The organism is Collinsella sp. CLA-SR-H006 (assembly GCF_040097075.1).
Taxonomy (GTDB): domain Bacteria; phylum Actinomycetota; class Coriobacteriia; order Coriobacteriales; family Coriobacteriaceae; genus Collinsella.
The window spans coordinates 62758-78928 of sequence record NZ_JBBNPD010000012.1; the positions used below are offsets into that span (position 1 = coordinate 62758).

15 protein-coding genes are annotated in these 16171 nt (G+C 50.9%); 2 read left to right on the forward strand and 13 right to left on the reverse strand.

The window, feature by feature from the left end:
- Positions 1–186: 186 nt before the first annotated feature.
- The 4 genes from AAA069_RS07785 to AAA069_RS07800 form a co-directional block, all read right to left on the reverse strand.
- Positions 187–2022, reverse strand: coding sequence for a P-loop NTPase fold protein (locus tag AAA069_RS07785; RefSeq protein ID WP_158558663.1), 1836 nt, complete (start codon positions 2020–2022; stop codon positions 187–189).
- Between the two features lie 168 nt (positions 2023–2190).
- Positions 2191–3582 (reverse strand): DUF262 domain-containing protein, encoded by a 1392-nt coding sequence (locus AAA069_RS07790; protein ID WP_349128026.1) that lies wholly within the window; start codon positions 3580–3582, stop codon positions 2191–2193.
- 35 nt (positions 3583–3617) lie between these two features.
- The gene (locus AAA069_RS07795; protein WP_349128027.1) at positions 3618–3839 is read right to left on the reverse strand and encodes a DUF262 domain-containing protein; all 222 of its coding nucleotides are present in this window, start codon (positions 3837–3839) and stop codon (positions 3618–3620) included.
- On the reverse strand, positions 3829–3960 hold the full coding sequence (locus AAA069_RS07800; RefSeq protein ID WP_255413097.1) for a hypothetical protein: 132 nt from the start codon (positions 3958–3960) through the stop codon (positions 3829–3831). The genes AAA069_RS07795 and AAA069_RS07800 overlap by 11 nt, the downstream gene beginning before the upstream one ends.
- A 689-nt stretch (positions 3961–4649) precedes the next feature.
- On the opposite strand from AAA069_RS07800, the gene AAA069_RS07805 reads away from it, so the two are divergent.
- Both AAA069_RS07805 and AAA069_RS07810 read left to right on the forward strand, forming a co-directional pair.
- Positions 4650–5762, forward strand: coding sequence for an IS110 family transposase (locus AAA069_RS07805; RefSeq protein WP_349128028.1), 1113 nt, complete (start codon positions 4650–4652; stop codon positions 5760–5762).
- A gap of 375 nt (positions 5763–6137) precedes the next feature.
- Positions 6138–7499, forward strand: a complete 1362-nt coding sequence (locus AAA069_RS07810; RefSeq protein WP_349128029.1) for a transglutaminase domain-containing protein — start codon at positions 6138–6140, stop codon at positions 7497–7499.
- Between the two features lie 122 nt (positions 7500–7621).
- Here AAA069_RS07810 and wzx read toward each other — a convergent pair whose 3' ends face one another.
- The 9 genes from wzx to AAA069_RS07855 all read right to left on the reverse strand — a co-directional run.
- Entirely contained in the window at positions 7622–9031 is a 1410-nt protein-coding gene (gene wzx, locus AAA069_RS07815) for an O-unit flippase-like protein (RefSeq protein ID WP_161145256.1), read from the reverse strand.
- Positions 9031–10167: a hypothetical protein gene (locus AAA069_RS07820; protein ID WP_349128030.1), complete on the reverse strand. Its 1137-nt coding sequence runs from the start codon at positions 10165–10167 to the stop codon at positions 9031–9033. The genes wzx and AAA069_RS07820 overlap by 1 nt, the downstream gene beginning before the upstream one ends.
- 63 nt (positions 10168–10230) lie before the next feature.
- Positions 10231–11295 (reverse strand): glycosyltransferase, encoded by a 1065-nt coding sequence (locus AAA069_RS07825; RefSeq protein WP_349128031.1) that lies wholly within the window; start codon positions 11293–11295, stop codon positions 10231–10233.
- Positions 11292–11624: a hypothetical protein gene (locus AAA069_RS07830; RefSeq protein WP_271737853.1), complete on the reverse strand. Its 333-nt coding sequence runs from the start codon at positions 11622–11624 to the stop codon at positions 11292–11294. Before AAA069_RS07830 ends, AAA069_RS07825 begins: the two co-directional genes overlap by 4 nt.
- The gene (locus AAA069_RS07835) at positions 11624–12376 is read right to left on the reverse strand and encodes a glycosyltransferase (protein ID WP_138374996.1); all 753 of its coding nucleotides are present in this window, start codon (positions 12374–12376) and stop codon (positions 11624–11626) included. Before AAA069_RS07835 ends, AAA069_RS07830 begins: the two co-directional genes overlap by 1 nt.
- Before the next feature lie 22 nt (positions 12377–12398).
- Positions 12399–13643, reverse strand: coding sequence for a Coenzyme F420 hydrogenase/dehydrogenase, beta subunit C-terminal domain (locus AAA069_RS07840; RefSeq protein ID WP_138374995.1), 1245 nt, complete (start codon positions 13641–13643; stop codon positions 12399–12401).
- An 8-nt stretch (positions 13644–13651) separates the two neighbouring features.
- Entirely contained in the window at positions 13652–14839 is a 1188-nt protein-coding gene (locus AAA069_RS07845; RefSeq protein ID WP_195645083.1) for a polysaccharide pyruvyl transferase family protein, read from the reverse strand.
- Positions 14840–14848: 9 nt separating this feature from the next.
- Entirely contained in the window at positions 14849–15952 is a 1104-nt protein-coding gene (locus AAA069_RS07850) for a glycosyltransferase family 1 protein (RefSeq protein WP_349128032.1), read from the reverse strand.
- On the reverse strand, positions 15953–16171 hold a 219-nt coding region (locus AAA069_RS07855; protein WP_349128033.1), incomplete at its 5' end, for a sugar transferase.

Sequence of the window (16171 nt, forward strand, 5' to 3'; positions counted from 1 at the left end):
GCGAGCGGAGGGCGCGTGACCCCGTCGGAAATGGCCGCCGTTAGGTGCGTGTTCGAGAGCTGCGCGGCGGAGCTGGATGGAGCCTGGGCAAGGCATTAGGGCATCCTCGTCCTTGTCGTAAGACTGCCATTAGAAGATCTTCTGCAAATCCTAAGCCACGTTTCAACTTGGCAACAGCTGCGGATCCTAGATATCGGCAAGACATTCGAGACTCTTGGATATGGCGTCGAAATAGATCCTTTGGTAATACTCCATGGTCTCGACCTTGCCGATCTCCGATCCGAGCCTCTTGGCCCAAGCTACGAGGGCCTTCCTGTCCTCGCCCTCGAGCGAGGCCGTGCACGACCTCATGTGGTCGCCCGGAAAAAGGACACTGTGCACAAGCCGAATATCTTCGGGAGGCATCTTCTCCATCGCCCTCGCGAGGAGGGAAGTGTCGAGGGAAATGAGCGACAGGATGGGTTCCGACCAGTCATCTGATTTCGAGAAAGCCAGATAGAGCTTCGTCGCGAATTGGTCGGGGGCGTTTATCAGGACGTTGCCAAGAGACTCCGACTCCCGTTCGCGTAGCGTCGTCAAGGCGAGCTCCCTCAGCCTGTCGACCTCCTCCAAAGCCGGAATCTCATGCGCTTCGCTCGAGTCGAAAGGGATCTCCTGCCATTCGACTCGATTCTTTCCGATTGACCTCACTGCAGACTCGGGATCCCGTCCAATGGAGGATTCCATCGCCTTGACGAGCGGCGCGACCCCTTCGGGAAAGGCGTCAGCAAATTCCCCCGCAATGCCTTTGACGGCACGCAGGACGTCGGGATAGACGTCGAACGACAAGCCGCGGCTCCCGTCCCCGGGGACAATCCCGGCGACTAAAGTCTCCACCATGCCAAGGACATCGGCATCGCGGAAAGTGGCGTGTCTGATGCCTTCGATACATTCAATAGCTTTCCGCGCGGCCGGCCCGTCGGGATGAAAGGTCGCAAGGTAATCTTCCAGGCAGGAACGAACATGCTTGGAATCGACCCCCTCACACCTCTCGAAAAAGCGGGGGATGAAGTCCAGGGCGGCGTATTTGAGCCGGCGCGACTCGAAAATGCCACCCCTAAGGATGGAATCCTCCCGGCTTGACGGAGGCCCGATGCGCATCCCCTTCGCCGCCCCCGCTGCAAAGCCGAAAGCCTCTTTGAAAACTGCCCTGGCAGACTCCGGGTCGGTGGGTTCAGCGAAGAACCCGGATTCCTTCATCCCGACCAGCACGGGGCGCATCTTGCTGAGGGATCGCAAGTTCGGCGATTCGCTTCCTTCAATCGCCGAAACGGCGTCCTCGAGCGCGCCTGGGTAGATGCCGCCCAGCACGCCTCCCAGAACGCGTTCCACAACCGAGCCGACCGAGGGCCTGAACCGGCACTTCCGCCAGACGGTCTTCTCGATGAGGCTCTCGTACTCCCTGGTCGTCCCCTTCTCCCCCTTCGGTCCTAGCCCTTTCCTCCACTCATCCTCGTTGCAGACGAGGAGGACCTTCTTCCTGCAGCCAACGACGAGGTGGTCGACCGCCCCGAGCAGCTCGCGAATGCCCATGTCGCACCTCTCCACGTCGTCTATGACGAGGAGGGTCTCGGGGCCGATGATGAGGTTCACGGCATTCAGCGGCGCCATCTTGAGATCGACGCCCGCCTTCTTCTCCAGCTCCCTGATCTTTTTCCCGAGGAACGATATTCCCGTGTCCTTGGCGAACCCGACGAGTGAATCCCACCTGCCCCTCTCCCCGCCGGCCGCGCACCCTATGGCGTATTTCGAGATGAAACCAGACTCAATCGCCCCGCAGAGCTCCGCTAAGTCCTTGGCGCCGTAGGCGGACGCCACCACGACGGGATGCCGGCTCTCATCCTCCTCCAGCTTCTCGGTCAGTGCGTGCTCGACAAAGTAGGTTTTCCCGCATCCCCATTCCCCGGTAAGCATGAGGGCGTACGAGTTCTCCTTGTCCTCGATGTACTCCCTCACGACGCCGATGATGTCATCCTCGTTCACCTTGGTCGCTCCTTGTCCGCCATCGGTTTCCACCCTTACCTTTCCTATGGCCAGGCGAGAGCCTACTCCAGCGCTTTCGGATCCCATTCGAACCCTTCGGCCTGCCGCCTTATCGCCGGGTCGATGCACTTCTTGACGAGCTCAAGCGCCGCGGCCGCGCGGTGCAAGCTAGTGGATGACCATTTCAAACAAATCTTTCGCGATAAAATCAACGCGCTTCTTAACGTCAAAACAACCATTCGCATAGCGTTTAGCAAAAGCTCTTGTAGTGGCATAACGCGATTCAGCGTATATGGGCAGCTTTTCCTTAAGCGATTTGTCTTTACATTTCGCGTTAAGTCGCTCTTCTAGCATGAGCAAGTTCCCAATAATCGAGTTTTCCTGAGCCTGCGAATCCGGAAGAATGTGCTCTATTGTGAATGCCTCAGAAACCCTAACACCAGACTTAAGCTCCTCGAGCAAGGCAAGGACCAACTTGCAGCGATCCTTCAACTTTGTTTCGCTATACAACGGCCACGAATGAGACCATCCAAGCGAAAGGAGATTAATTCGAAATGTTTCTTCTGAAGGCAGTTTTTCGTTAAAACTATTTTTCCACTCATCTAACACTTGCTGGGTGCAGTTCAACTCGATTGCGTATGAGTGTTTCACGATCGAATCCGATAGGTGGTTCGACTCCATTCCCCCGATTATCTTATAGCAAATATAGAACCGGTAAATAAATCCAATCGCATCATCATACTGCTCGCTCGTTAGCTGCTCTATTTCGCGAGCGTGCATTAAACTCATAAGAAGCGGCCTGAAGACGCGGACATTGTGTGTTCTTAAGAAACTCAAGATTTCCGCATTTCTGTCATCGCTGGTTGGCTCGACAATCTCTGCATAATATCCGGCTTTTAGCCTTAAATCATAGAGAAGATCAGCAGCCTTCTTTGGATCCGTAAAATCCCTTATTTTCTTATATGCTCCATCCTTGTCGCCTTGACCTAGGCGATATTTTTGAATTGCGTAGTGACGCAAAAAAGCTTTCATGTTCGAGCCGACTGTTGCTTCAATTTCCGACCATACCTGTTTTGCATCATCGCGCTTTTCTATAGGATGGATATAGCGCATAATATAGTTCTTCAGAAGCTCATGGTCCTCAAGCTCGATACCTCGCGCATTCAATATTTCGAATATTGTGTACGAATCTTCCTCAGACGATGATTTGATGTTTACATATGCGACAGAAATGACCGCATCCCTGAAGGCCAGCAACTCCTCATCCTTCATCTTGGCGAAACTTGCACTGAAATATTGGAAGGCTTTAACGATCAGTTCGTCTTTTGATCCGGACGCGCGTTTGCTCTTCGAGAAAGCCACAGCAGACATGGCAGCCGCATCTTCAGGAGAGATAGCAATTACTCCTTCGACGATCCTCGTTAATGATAAATGATTCTCCGGAGCGACGATCGCGTGCTCAACATCCTTAGTATCTATCGCCACTAGATATTTTTTTGTGCCATTAGCGTGGTTAATCATATTCCTTTTCTTGAAAGCGAACATGAGGCTAGACAGCAAGAGCGTTAGGGTAATAACTCTTTGTTGACCATCAATTATTGTAAAACCCCGAGGCTGTCTTCTTCTTCTTCCTCCATCAGCACTATCGAACCGATGAAATGCGACGTAGCAACTTCCTCTGTCACAAGCTTGATGTCTTCGAATAGATCTTTCCAGTTATGCTCATCCCACACGTAAGCGCGCTGATTGCGAGGGATTCTATAGATTGAGTCATTAAGCAGCTTTCCAACCGTACTCTGACGTGCTTCAAATGCCATGTTGATCCCTTGCCTTCGCAATAGTTTTGTCGGCCTTGCCGCCTCTCGGCGTCACCAACGCCTTCGCTACAATAAAAGTCGGCACATCGCCGAGCAGGGCCGCCTTTTCGCTCGCGAACATGCCGACTGCCCCAATCAATCTCCGTCGCTGCCATCATCGTCGATTAACCAACATGTCAGCAGCAGGCAATCGTCACGTCCACAGTCCATTCTATATGCCGGCTGAGCATGGGGCGCATCTTAATCGCCAAGATATCCAGGAAGCCCGAGCTTCCAGGGAAATGCCTTCAGACGCCTTACGTTGGGTAGGCCCCCTACAGAGATCTATTGGCCGTGCACCGCAAACAACGCGTTAGGCCGTTGCACGCAATCGGCCAGCCACCCAGCATCCCCAATCCGCGTCACAACTCCCTACCCCGCTCCAGCCATCGTCATCTCCATACAGTGTCCAAACCCACACCAATAAAACCAACCCACGCAACAAGCAGCCCTCGCTTAGCAACCCAAACACCACCACAAGCCAGCAAGCAATCACCAGTCTGCGTTCGCAACATCGCTTGGAACGGCAAATGCTTACCGCGCCCTTGAAACACGCCAAACTCGTCTACAACCTGCGGTTTTTCGTTTATACTGCAATCGTTGAAATGCCGGTACGCTTGCAGAATCGTACCTGTTCCGATTACAGACGATATGAGCAGGACATAAAAACATTGAGAGCCCCTGCTGCATGAAAGACCGCGGATTAGGCCGACAATGGTGAGTGTCTAATCCAACCGTGGCGGCCACGCCGCATTCATGGAAGGGGCTCCCATGCTCGATACTACCACCTTCATCGGCCTCGACGTCCACGCCCGCTCGATAAAGGCCGTCTCCCTCGACGTCATGACCGGGGAGGTACGTGCCGCGACCTTCGGCTACGACGCCGGCGCCGTCGCGGAGTGGGTCCGTTCCATGGACCCCAGGGCCAGGTGCGTGTACGAGTCCGGGGTCACGGGCTTCGACCTGCAGAAGAGGCTTTCCGGCCTGGGGGTCGACTGCGCGGTCGGCGCCGTCTCGAAGATGATCAAGCCCAGCGCGGACAGGCGCAGGAAGAACGACCGCAACGACGCCGAGTTCCTCGCCCGCATGCTGTCGGTCGGCAACGTGGTCGAGGTGTGGGTCCCCGACGACGAGTGCGAGGCCGCCCGCGACCTGACCAGGGCGCTCGAGGACGCGAGGGACGACCTCTCGCGCTCGAAGCAGCGGCTCTCCAAGTTCCTGCTCAGGCACGGGCTCGTCTTCGACGAGAGGACGCCCACCGGCCGCAGGAAGGGCAACTGGACCCGGGCGCACTGGTCCTGGATCGAGTCGATAAGGTTCGCGGAGAGGGCCGACAACGACGTGCTCGCCTACTACGTCGACGCGGTCAGGCGGGCGGCGGAGGAGAAGGCGAGGCTCGAGGGGCTCGTCGAGGCCGAGGCCCGCAAGCCCAGGTGGAGGAAGAGGGTCGACTCCCTCCGCTGCCTCAAGGGCGTAGACACCGCGTCCGCCGCCGACCTCGTGTTCGAGGCCGGCGAGTTCTCGAGGTTCAGGAACGCCCGCTCGTTCGCGGCGTGGGTCGGCCTGACGCCCTCCGAGCACTCCAGCGGGGAGAGCGACCGCAGGGGCGCGATCACCAAGGCTGGCAACAAGCACCTGAGGAAGACGCTGGTCGAGGCCGCGTGGCACTACCTGACGTGCTCGGGGCGGCCGAAGGACCTCGCCAAGGGCCAGGCCCCGGACCGGGTCGCCCGCAGGCATGCCGCCAAGGGCGTGCGGAGGCCGGTCGAGAGGCGGGAGGCGCTGCTCGCGCGCGGGGTCCACGGCAACAAGGCGAACGTGGCCACGGCGCGCGAGCTCGCCTGCTGGGTGTGGGCGGTCGGCCTCATGGCCGAGGAGGCGTAGGGGGCCGGTCCCCCGCACATAAGCCGATCACCCCGGAAGCGGTTCGATCCGAAGCCGTTGAGGCGAACCTCAGGTCCCTTTTCTGCGAGCGCCCAGGGCGCCACACGCGTGCACAGACTGTCGGTTCGACGAAGAAGCCTCAGCCGTAGCAACGGATTGCCCAGCGAGAGATCGCCACGGGCGGATATTAAACTGCAAAGACGAGCGTCGGGAAGACACGCCGAGGTCGCCGCGGACGGGTTGATATAGGGAGAGGGCCTGACCCCATATCGTTGGGGCCAGGCCCGATTTTGCCTCTTGACAATGTCCTGCTCATATTAAATGCCGGTACGCTTGCAGAATCGTACCTGTTCCGATTACAGAAAAGGGGCCGTCATGCGTAAGCCTGCCTCCTGCGTCCTTTCCATCGCGCTCTCGCTCGTAATGACGGTTGGTTTTATCCCGTCACCCGCGCTTGCCGAAATCGCCAGTGCGCCAGAACCCGCCGCGCAAAGCGCCGGCAAACCTAACGAGAGCCCAGCCGAAACCACGTCGGGCCAAGCCCGGGCAAACGATCAAATCAGCGCCGCCTCCGGCACCAATGTAACGGCCAACGCAACGCAGCCGATCGACGCCAGCATGTTCAGTATCGAGGACACCGACATTCGCTACACGGGCAATCCCGTGATGCCCACCGTCACGTCGTCGACCGTGCCGAGCGACCAGTGCACTGTCGCCTACGAGAACAACGTAGCCATCGGTCAGGCGACCGCCGTTGTGACCGCCGACGACCAGAACTACAGCGGCACCTGCGCGATCCCATTTGAAATCAAACCGGCGAACGCGGCCGCGAACTACCAGCACAGCACCACCGCGCAAAGCGGCGACATCACGCTCACCGTCCAATGGAACGACCCGAGGCTCGGCCAGGAGACCACGTTCCATGTGACTGCGACGGGCGGAAGCGGTGCGTACCAATTCCGCATGGACGCACCGACGTATATGGATCCCGACGGTAGCAGCGAAAGCGTTGCCGACCCCAGCCGTAACCAGTGGCAGCAATACACCGGCGAATGCACATCGCACGACTACCAGTTCGAAATGACCGCTAGCGGCACCTATTACCTGCGCTTTTACCTGATGGATAAGGCGGCCGGCGTGTACTATCTGCGCTCAAACGTGTTTGCGAGCGCGAACGACGACGCCTATCCGGCGGTCAGCGCCATCGTGAAGTCCGCAGTCGACAAATGCAGCGCCGATACCGACGGGTCCGACTACGCCCGCGCCCTGTGGCTGCACGACTGGACTCTTGACCATCTGGAGTACGACCACAGCCTCAACTGGTGCTCGGCCGAAAGCGGCCTCACGCGCCACCAGGGCACCTGCGAGAGCTACCAGCGCATCTACTCCAAGCTCCTTGACGCCGCGGGCATCGCCAACGGCCGCATCACCGGCAACGGCCACACCTGGAACGCCGTAAAGATCGACGGCAAATGGTGCCAGATGGACCTAACCTGGGACGACACCAACGACAACTGGTATGGGGACCTGGACCAGCGCCTTGCCGTTGCGCGTGCGGTCTGCTCCGACTCCCCCGTGCTTCTGCTCGATGTATGCACATCGGCCCTCGACCCCAAGACCGAGCGAGAAATGCTGGACCGCATGCGAAATCTCGGTCATACCGTCATCATCGTCACGCATCGATCTGCTGCGTTGGAGGTTTGCGATCGGGTTATAGGCCTTGCATCTAAATGGTGATCTGCCGAGCAGGCTCTGCTCCCCAACGCCATGCAACTTACTTCGGATCGGACTCTACACCACTTTCTCGGCACTATCGGCGCGATCGAAATCATAAGTCGCATTAAAGCAGTGATTAACACTTATTTCTTCAATGCGCAGGACCACTGCATGAGACCAGCTCTAATCAACGCAAAATAATGGGAAGAGAATTTACGCGCAAGGTATATAGGCCATTTCCAATTATTATATGCAAGCTGAGCGGCCCCATTACCAACCACAAGCGCCCAGACGCCCATGCCAGTAAAGGAAATTAAGACATACGACAATACAAAACCTGCAATAGCCGAAACTATATAAGCCGGGAGATAGGGGATTTCATTCGTACTGATAATGTAATTACAACACAATGAATGATGGTTCCAAACCGCAAGATAAACAACCAAGGCGAAATAAAGAAGCCCGTCGGGGGAAAAACCTTTCTTAACTAGGAACAAGACTGGGAAGCCGACAAACCAGACACCGATCGTGCATACAACAATTAAAATCCAATATAGAGACAGACTTTTTTCAATAATTTTTCGTGCAGTCTGAACTTCGCCACCAGCATAAGCAGATTGAAACATTGGAATAAAAGATCGAACGTAGGCGCTGGCAAACCCGTAAATTGCACCGCCAACTTGAATAATTAATGAATACTGAGAGTTAACCTCCACACCAAGAAAATAGGAGCAGAGCAGCGAACTCAACTGAGTGGAAGCATAGCAGCAAAGTTGAACAACGCCGTCCCTCCACGCCAAATAAGCCACTGAAATAAACGTTTCTTTTATTTCAGAAATAGAAACACCCGTACAAGCATCGTTTGCTTTTTTTATCGCCTCTGAGTGAACCTCCAGAAAGCGACCGCAAAAAAATCTCAGCACAATATCATTAAACAGATAACCGATGGCAGCGCCAATGATGCCAAAACCCATAAACAGCAAAAACGCAGAAACCACAAGCTGCCCAATGCGACCATAAGACTTTGCCCTGCTTTCAGCGGAAATATCCCCGAACCCTCTCAGGCAGGTCGTATAATGAAAAAAGAATAGATTAAAAAACACATCAAAACAAAAAATTAACCATGCGGTCCAACAAGAAAAGGGATCAATAGCACTTGAAATTGAAGAAATGTAGGCAGTTCCAACTGTAGCGGTAAGCATCAGGACAACGCAAGAAATTAACGCGTAAACAATCCGGGATGTTTTAATCAATTTGCCAAGCAGCTCATAGTCTACAGAATCACCAACTTGAGATGAATCGTAGCCGCTCTTGCTAATGCTACGCGCACCGCTAAGACAATAGACAATATTTCTCGCAAAAGTTGGTGTAAAGCCAAATTCAAATAACAGCGTTAAATTCCCAATGGCAACAAAAGTGTACCAGAGACCAAGTTCGGCGTTAGATAAGTAAGCAAGCAGAAACGGAAGAAGAAGGAAGCTGCTCCCCATTGAAAGAACAGTGCTTACATAGTTCCATATAATGTCTGACTTGGTAGTATTAATTTTTGCCATTATTTAGCCATCTCCACAACATCCTTTGATGGCACCCTGGATTGACAGGGCCCCTTATCTGAAAAGGCGGGCAGCGCCATAAGCATAAAGAAATTACATGCTGGATATAACATTCCGCATTCAACAAACCCCATTAGGGAATACAAGACCAAGCCCATGAATGTCACGTGGGCCGAAATACGCGCTTTATTTATCGCTACGCAATAGAAAGCAACAAACGCGGTAAATGGGATCAAACCGTATTGAATAAGTAGTCGACAATATGCATTGTCAAGCATGACTCTTGTTTGTATTAAATAACCACCCGTTGCAGACGGCAGCGAAACTATGGCCGTTAAGTCATTACCAAAAACAGTCAGAGGGTAGTTTTCAAAATAATAGGCGGAATAAAAAATCCGATTGGTCATTAAATTATCAAGCTGAACAAGACATTTATTGGCACCATGGGACCACATAAAGGGCAGGGCTATACTAATAATCGCCAGAAAAAGCGGTAAAAAAGTAAATAGGGACCCATATGGTTTTGAACGGGGGCTTCTGAATGAAATAACCGAATACAAGGCCATTACGAAAATGCCTGCTGCAGAAGTTTTTGAATCAGCTACGAAAAAAGCAATTGCGAAACAGAAGATGCCCGCAAGACCGCTTCTGCCTTTCAGCTCAAAAATAGAAGCAGAATAAGCAATAAACAAAAGCTGTCCAAAATTATTAGGATGGGCAAAGCCCATCGAATTTCGTACAAAATTGCTACCGCGCGACATTAATACAGAAGGAATGGCACCGACACTATTGAGACCAACAACCATCAATAGCATAAAGACGGACGATACAAGAATAGACCTTGAGATGTAGTATTCAGGGACGTCTTCAGCGCAAAGGCAAAACAGCGCCAACCAAATAATCTGAGGGGCTTTATTTAATTTCAGCGACCCGACGCAAATTAAAATCAGCAGCAAGCCAACTAGCACTTTCACATGAGAAGTCTTTTGTAGTAAAAGCTTCAGCAGTAGAAACGCTAAGGCAAACAACTCAAGGACCAGCGAAAGCACCGCAAGAGAAATCCCAAACACATTGGTAGCATTTACTGATCCAATATAATAGGAAACTGAAAATAAAGCCAAAGCAAAGCTGAACATTACAGCCCCGGCATTTGCTCGTATAATCTCAGTCCATGATCTTTCCACATTAGTCAAATTCAATTAACGTACCCCATAAACAAACTTAGTAAAGCCAATTGCAGCCATAACACGCCTCGCAAGAAGAAGACGGATCGTAATGCGATTTTTCACTTCAGAGATAAATCGACGTGAATAGCGGTGAGAAGCAAAGCCTTCCATTAAATAGCTGAAATACGACTGGCAGACCATATTAGAGACAGGCTTAAAAAGCTGATTCGATTCCAAACGTGCACAATTACGAATCAAAGATAAGACTTCCCTGACTGCAGATTGCTTATATAGTTCGCTTAAATCCGGATTCACGTGACATAGCTCATATAGTTTTACCAGTAAATTATCAACACTCTCGATAGCCGAGATATCAGTATTTCTCGTTACTGAATCACTATTGTTGACATAGCAATAGACCGCCGAGTCCACTACTTTTACACTTTCAGCCAGACGATAAGCATCTACCATAAACAACGCGTCTTCACCGAAACGAATGCCATCTTCAAATTTAAGAAAACCATTCCGGAATAATGATTTCTTAAATATCTTTCCCCAAACGCTTCGGAATACAACACCTTTAGTAAAGCTCGAAAACGGAACTTTATTAACATTATCCCAAAATGCAAGGCTAAGAGAGCATGCTGTTTTCCAGTCGATGCTTATAGCCTTGCCCGAATAATCGCCATGCTCATTCAGTAGAGCCCCGATAACCAAGCTACAGCCATCTGAGGATTCAAGCAACAGCCTAACTGCATTTATAGGCAGCATATCGTCAGCATCAACAAATGCCACCCAATCACCGGAGGCCTCATCGATACCCCTATTACGCGCCACGCATACACCACTATTGTTTTGACTAATCAGCTTAATCCGGTTGTCGCCCTCTGCAATAGCCATAACTAGCTCAGCGCCACGATCTGTCGACCCATCATCAACAATAATTATTTCAATGTTGCTCACACTCTGACGCTGAAGACTATTTAATGTCTTTTGAATCGTTTTTTCAGCGTTATACATCGGCACAATCACGCTCACGAGAGGATTGTCGACCAAGGAAGATTGACAGCAATTTACTTGCTTGCTTGTTGACGTCATAAACAGACGCCCCCCGCAAGCTTATTTGGACGACCCGTAGAAATAATTGCTTCAATCCATTCGGCAACATTAAAGGAGCATTTTAAAAATATATCAGAAATATCAGCCGCATCTGGAACGCCAAATGAACAGACATAAGGTAATCCGTTAAGCTTGGCCTCAATTGCGGCAACACCAAGTCCCTCAAACGAAGCAAGAAATTCAAACGTAGCATATGAGCTGAGGGCCTTTATATACCTACCAACAACGATTTCGGTTCCACCCAGCCCATTTGAAAGGCCAGATACTAAAACCCTAGGCTTATTGTGGTCTAAGGCAGACGAAACCATTAAAAAGCCTTCCTTCCAAATCTAAGTACCGATAGAACAGAGGAGATGAACCAAGACAGCTTGGGTCCAATTACTGGCGCAAGCTTTTTCCGCATTTCAACACGGAACTTCTTAGCGGGTGACAACCAGGTGCCTGAATAATGGTGAATAGAATATGTATCATCAGTAATTTCAAACTTGCCACTATGACTGTCTAGGGGATCAAAATAAGTAGCAGGGTATGCAGTGAAACCATTTAACTGCTGAAATGAACCATCTCTCTTAAGAGCACAACTCACTTCCAGGTAATCAGTTAGCACCCTCGGAGAGGTATCCATAGAGTTGCGGCCTTTTCGCATCTCAAATCTCATAGATTCATATAATTTTGCGACATCGCTCATGACATGGCTTCCGGCCTCAGAACCCATGATGAGGCCGGGATTCAAGAAGAAATTATTCTTCATGAATCCCGCAAAAGCCTCATTATCTAAAAGCTCGTCCAGAGGCTTCAGGACTTCGACATCTGTATCGAGAAGGATTCCACCCTCTGAATACAGTATTCTGTAGCGCGCATAATCGCTGACAAACGCCCATTTTTTTGAGGCATATGCCTCACGACAAAATTCACATTGATTTATATCGAAATTGCTTTCGTCCCATCTACGAATTTCCCAATCAGGCATGATCTTCGACCAAGACTCAATGCATTTTCTTTCAAGTTCAGGAAGCTCACTTCCACCGAACCAGATGTAGTGCAGAACTTTAGGAATCATCAATTCCCTTTCGAACAATAGGCTACTTCTTGATGATTTTTTTAACCAGACGCTTCATCGGGTCATAAATTCCAAGCTTTTCGCATGTATGCCTAGCAAAGCGCTCGGCTTTTACTTTTCCGGAATCGGGGAACCACTTATTCATAAGCTCCTCACCATCCAGATTCGCCACATCAGCCATGAATTCATCGCGACGCGGATTCAGCTTCACGGACTTAGTAAGTTCACGAACACCTTCTACTGCAGCCTCAACATCAATCTCCTTCATACGGGCATAGCTTGAGGCTCGATCAAGCAATTCTTGTCCCTCATCGCTTTGGATGAGAACTCGAGTGACGCCCCGATTGTCGTCGAACTCTTTCGAGAGTCGATAAACATCGAAGAAATCCCAGCAAGTCAAATCAGTAACGCGATAACGCTTTTTAAACGGGCATTCGTAACAAATGGGTCGATCTGAAAGATCAGCAAAAAAGGCCCTTAGGTAAGGATCTGTTTCGACACCTTCACTGTACAGCCGTTCACCATACAGAGTCTCGCCTTCGAGCTCGCACATATTTGAATAGCGATAGCCAAACCGTGATTTATCTCTAAAAAGAACGGTCTCACCTTTTACGCCAACCTTTGCGTCAAGCCATTCGACCTGGCGCGCGAACACAGCGCGAGCGGGGTTCGCGCGGCAGACGAAGTCTGCCACGCGTAAATTTGCCGGCTTGCCGCCCAAAAATCGAAGCAGGCCTTCGCATTGACAAGGGGTACCAATAAAGAGAACTTCACGTCCAGTTTTTAGTTGTTGTTTGACCTCGGGATACGCAGGGCCAACAACGCTCTGAACATATTTACTGTTGCGGAAGCGCCAAAGTTCATCAACGCTTTCCACAGAAAAATGTCCGACCTTAAGTCGCCCAGGGGCTCCTTCGGCTCGCACAAGCTGTTCACCGCGCAAATAACCTGCACCAAACACAATACCGCCGTTGGCAATCACGGCCTGAGCAAGGGCAGTGAAGGCTCCACCAGAAGTGCTTTCAGCAAGCACCTTTTGATCATTATGCTGGACTAGAAAGGCTCGTTGGGACTTAGGCTCGTCCTTATCAACATTAAGCACTGGGCAAGCCTTTTCGCATAATCCGCAATCAATACACTGGTCAGCATTGACTACGGGGTACTCGCAGCCCTCGGCGTCATATTCCATTGATATGCACTGCTTGGGACATTTTTGAGCACAGGCAGCGCAACCGCAGCATTTACTTTTGTCCGTGATGGAGATCATACTGTTCCCTACAACTCAAGAGCTGATTTAAGCCAATTGGCCGATTCATTCCTATACACATTAAGTCGTTGACGTACTGACACAAAGTCAATTTCATTTGCCATTGCGGCACGGAAAGCATCCTTCGATTCGCAAATACGATCGGAGTTTCCAAGGACACGCAACAATGTATCAATACGTGAGTTCGTAGACTGAGCACCCATATTCTCGTGGCGACGGAACGAGAAGAAAGGCACCTCAAAAATATTTGAGAAAACGCTTCCGTGGAAAGAGTCAGTACAGACATACGAAGCATGGGCAATCAAGTTGACCCACTCAGCCGGACCGGCTTCCCAAGGATAATAATCCGCGTAATCGTCATCAGCCTTAACATATTCATCGGGATGAGCAATGGCGACGATCTTCAAATTATGCTGCTTGGCAAGCTCTTGGGCACATTCACGATTCCATGCATTCTTACCCATGAAATAGCAGAAAACATAGGGCTCGTCAGGAACGTCAATCGAAGAGGAACAAGCAAGGCTTGCCCACTGATCTCTAGCCAGCAGCATCGTAGGGTCGCATACAACAGAGCATCGGACGCCCGTAGCTTTCTCTACCAAATCCGCTCCCGTATCCTCGCGAACAGAAATGGCCGAAAAATCGGAAAGAAAATCTTTTGTTTTACGAAGATATTTTTCAGAAAGGGAAGATACTCCAAAACTAGTGGAATAAGACACCTTGCGGACAGGAGGCTGCACGAAAGATAGTGTAAAGTACCTACCAGCAATGTTAACAGGCAGCCAAAGCTGATCGCTGCCAACAACAACGCTGTCATAATCAGCCACAAGCGCCCCAAGTTCTTCAAACGAAGCGGCTTGAGGAGTAAAACTAAAATGTGTTGACTCGAAAGATGAAAATGCACTTTTCCTCTTTGCCATTTTCTTTCCAAAGTCAGCATCAAGCTTCTGCTTGATGCGATGCTTTACAAAACCCAGCTTTGCACGATAAAGATCTACATCAAATAGATGCTCAAGATAGTAATCATTGCGTCCTTCAGAAATAGCATGACCCAGGCCACGTTTATCAATAGTATTGACTTCAACTCCCAGCTCCTCAAGGGCACGCTGGGTCGCGTACGCCTGAAGAACGCTGCCAAAGTTGATTTTGTCATGACACGACGCGACTGCGACTCGCTTAGAACATGTAATAGTCAAGCTATCCCCTTAATCAACAGAACCTAAATAGGTCATATAACAATCCAATAACACTCTGGCCGCAGCATTAATTTCAAATACCTGCAAACCGGCATCGTCGCCAGGCGCGAAGACCTCTGTGCTCAACTCAATAAGTCTTTCGGCCCACTTTATACAGGAGCTAGAAAGTGATTCAAATTGCATCATGGATGTAACAGCGGTCTCAGGGGTAACGGTATCAGACGCAAGAATGGGTGTATGCGATGCCTGGCATTCAACTCCGACCATTGGGAGGCCTTCATACAGGCTCGGCAGGCAGAAAACATCAAATGCTCGATATAAAGATGCTGCGTCGCTTCTAGTGCCCAAAAACCGAACAGAATGGCTAATCCCCAGACAATCAGCTTGGTCCTTTATCTGTTCAACCAACGGACCAGAACCAACCAAAACTAAAACTGCATCATTACGAATCTTTAAAACCTGATCGAATATATTAAGCAAATATGAGTGATTCTTCTGCTCTGTAAAACGACCAATGTGCCCAATTAGAAGCTGTCCATCAGCAACACCAAGCGATCGCCGCGTCCTTAGGCGATCCTCATCATCTGGCGCGAAAACAGACAAGTCGACAGCATTACGCATGACTACAAATTGAGAACTCGATCCAAATAACCATTCACCAGCGAATTTACTACATGCAAAACGGTGAGTCGGATACCGGTTTGATTGCGTTTTCAGCACGGCCTTCAGGGCATTCTTGGCATACTCACCCCTACCACTCGTAGAGTGGCTATGGGCGATACGCACGGGGACACCCGCCTTCTTCGCAGCACGAAGAGGAAAGACCGAAAGCGCGTTGATGTGACTATGGACAATCTTCCAGCCCTCTTGCTTAAAGAGACGCTGAAGCTCTCGCTGGTATTCAGCTACATGCTGATAGGGCGGTATCTCAAAGACCCTGCCACCGAGCGATTCGATCTCGTCACGGGGAACAAGCGTCGAATCGGAATCAACAAGAAAGTCAAACTGCACTTTACCGCGATCGATGTGACGATAGTAATTCATAACGACAGCTTCGACGCCGCCACCAACCATCTTGCCAACAACCTGAGCCACCCTAACCGGTTCAGTCATTTAGCAAGCACCTCCACCGGTAAAGACCTCAACGACCGTGAGGAGAACAATCTTCAAGTCCGTGATGGGGCCGCGCTTGGCGATGTACTCCAAATCACGGCGGACCATGCCGTCGAAGTCGGTATCGTTGCGGTCAGTCACCTGCCACCAGCCGGTGATGCCAGGCTTCACGGCAAGACGCTGCAGGTCGTATTCCGTGTACTCCGACACCTCGTTCGG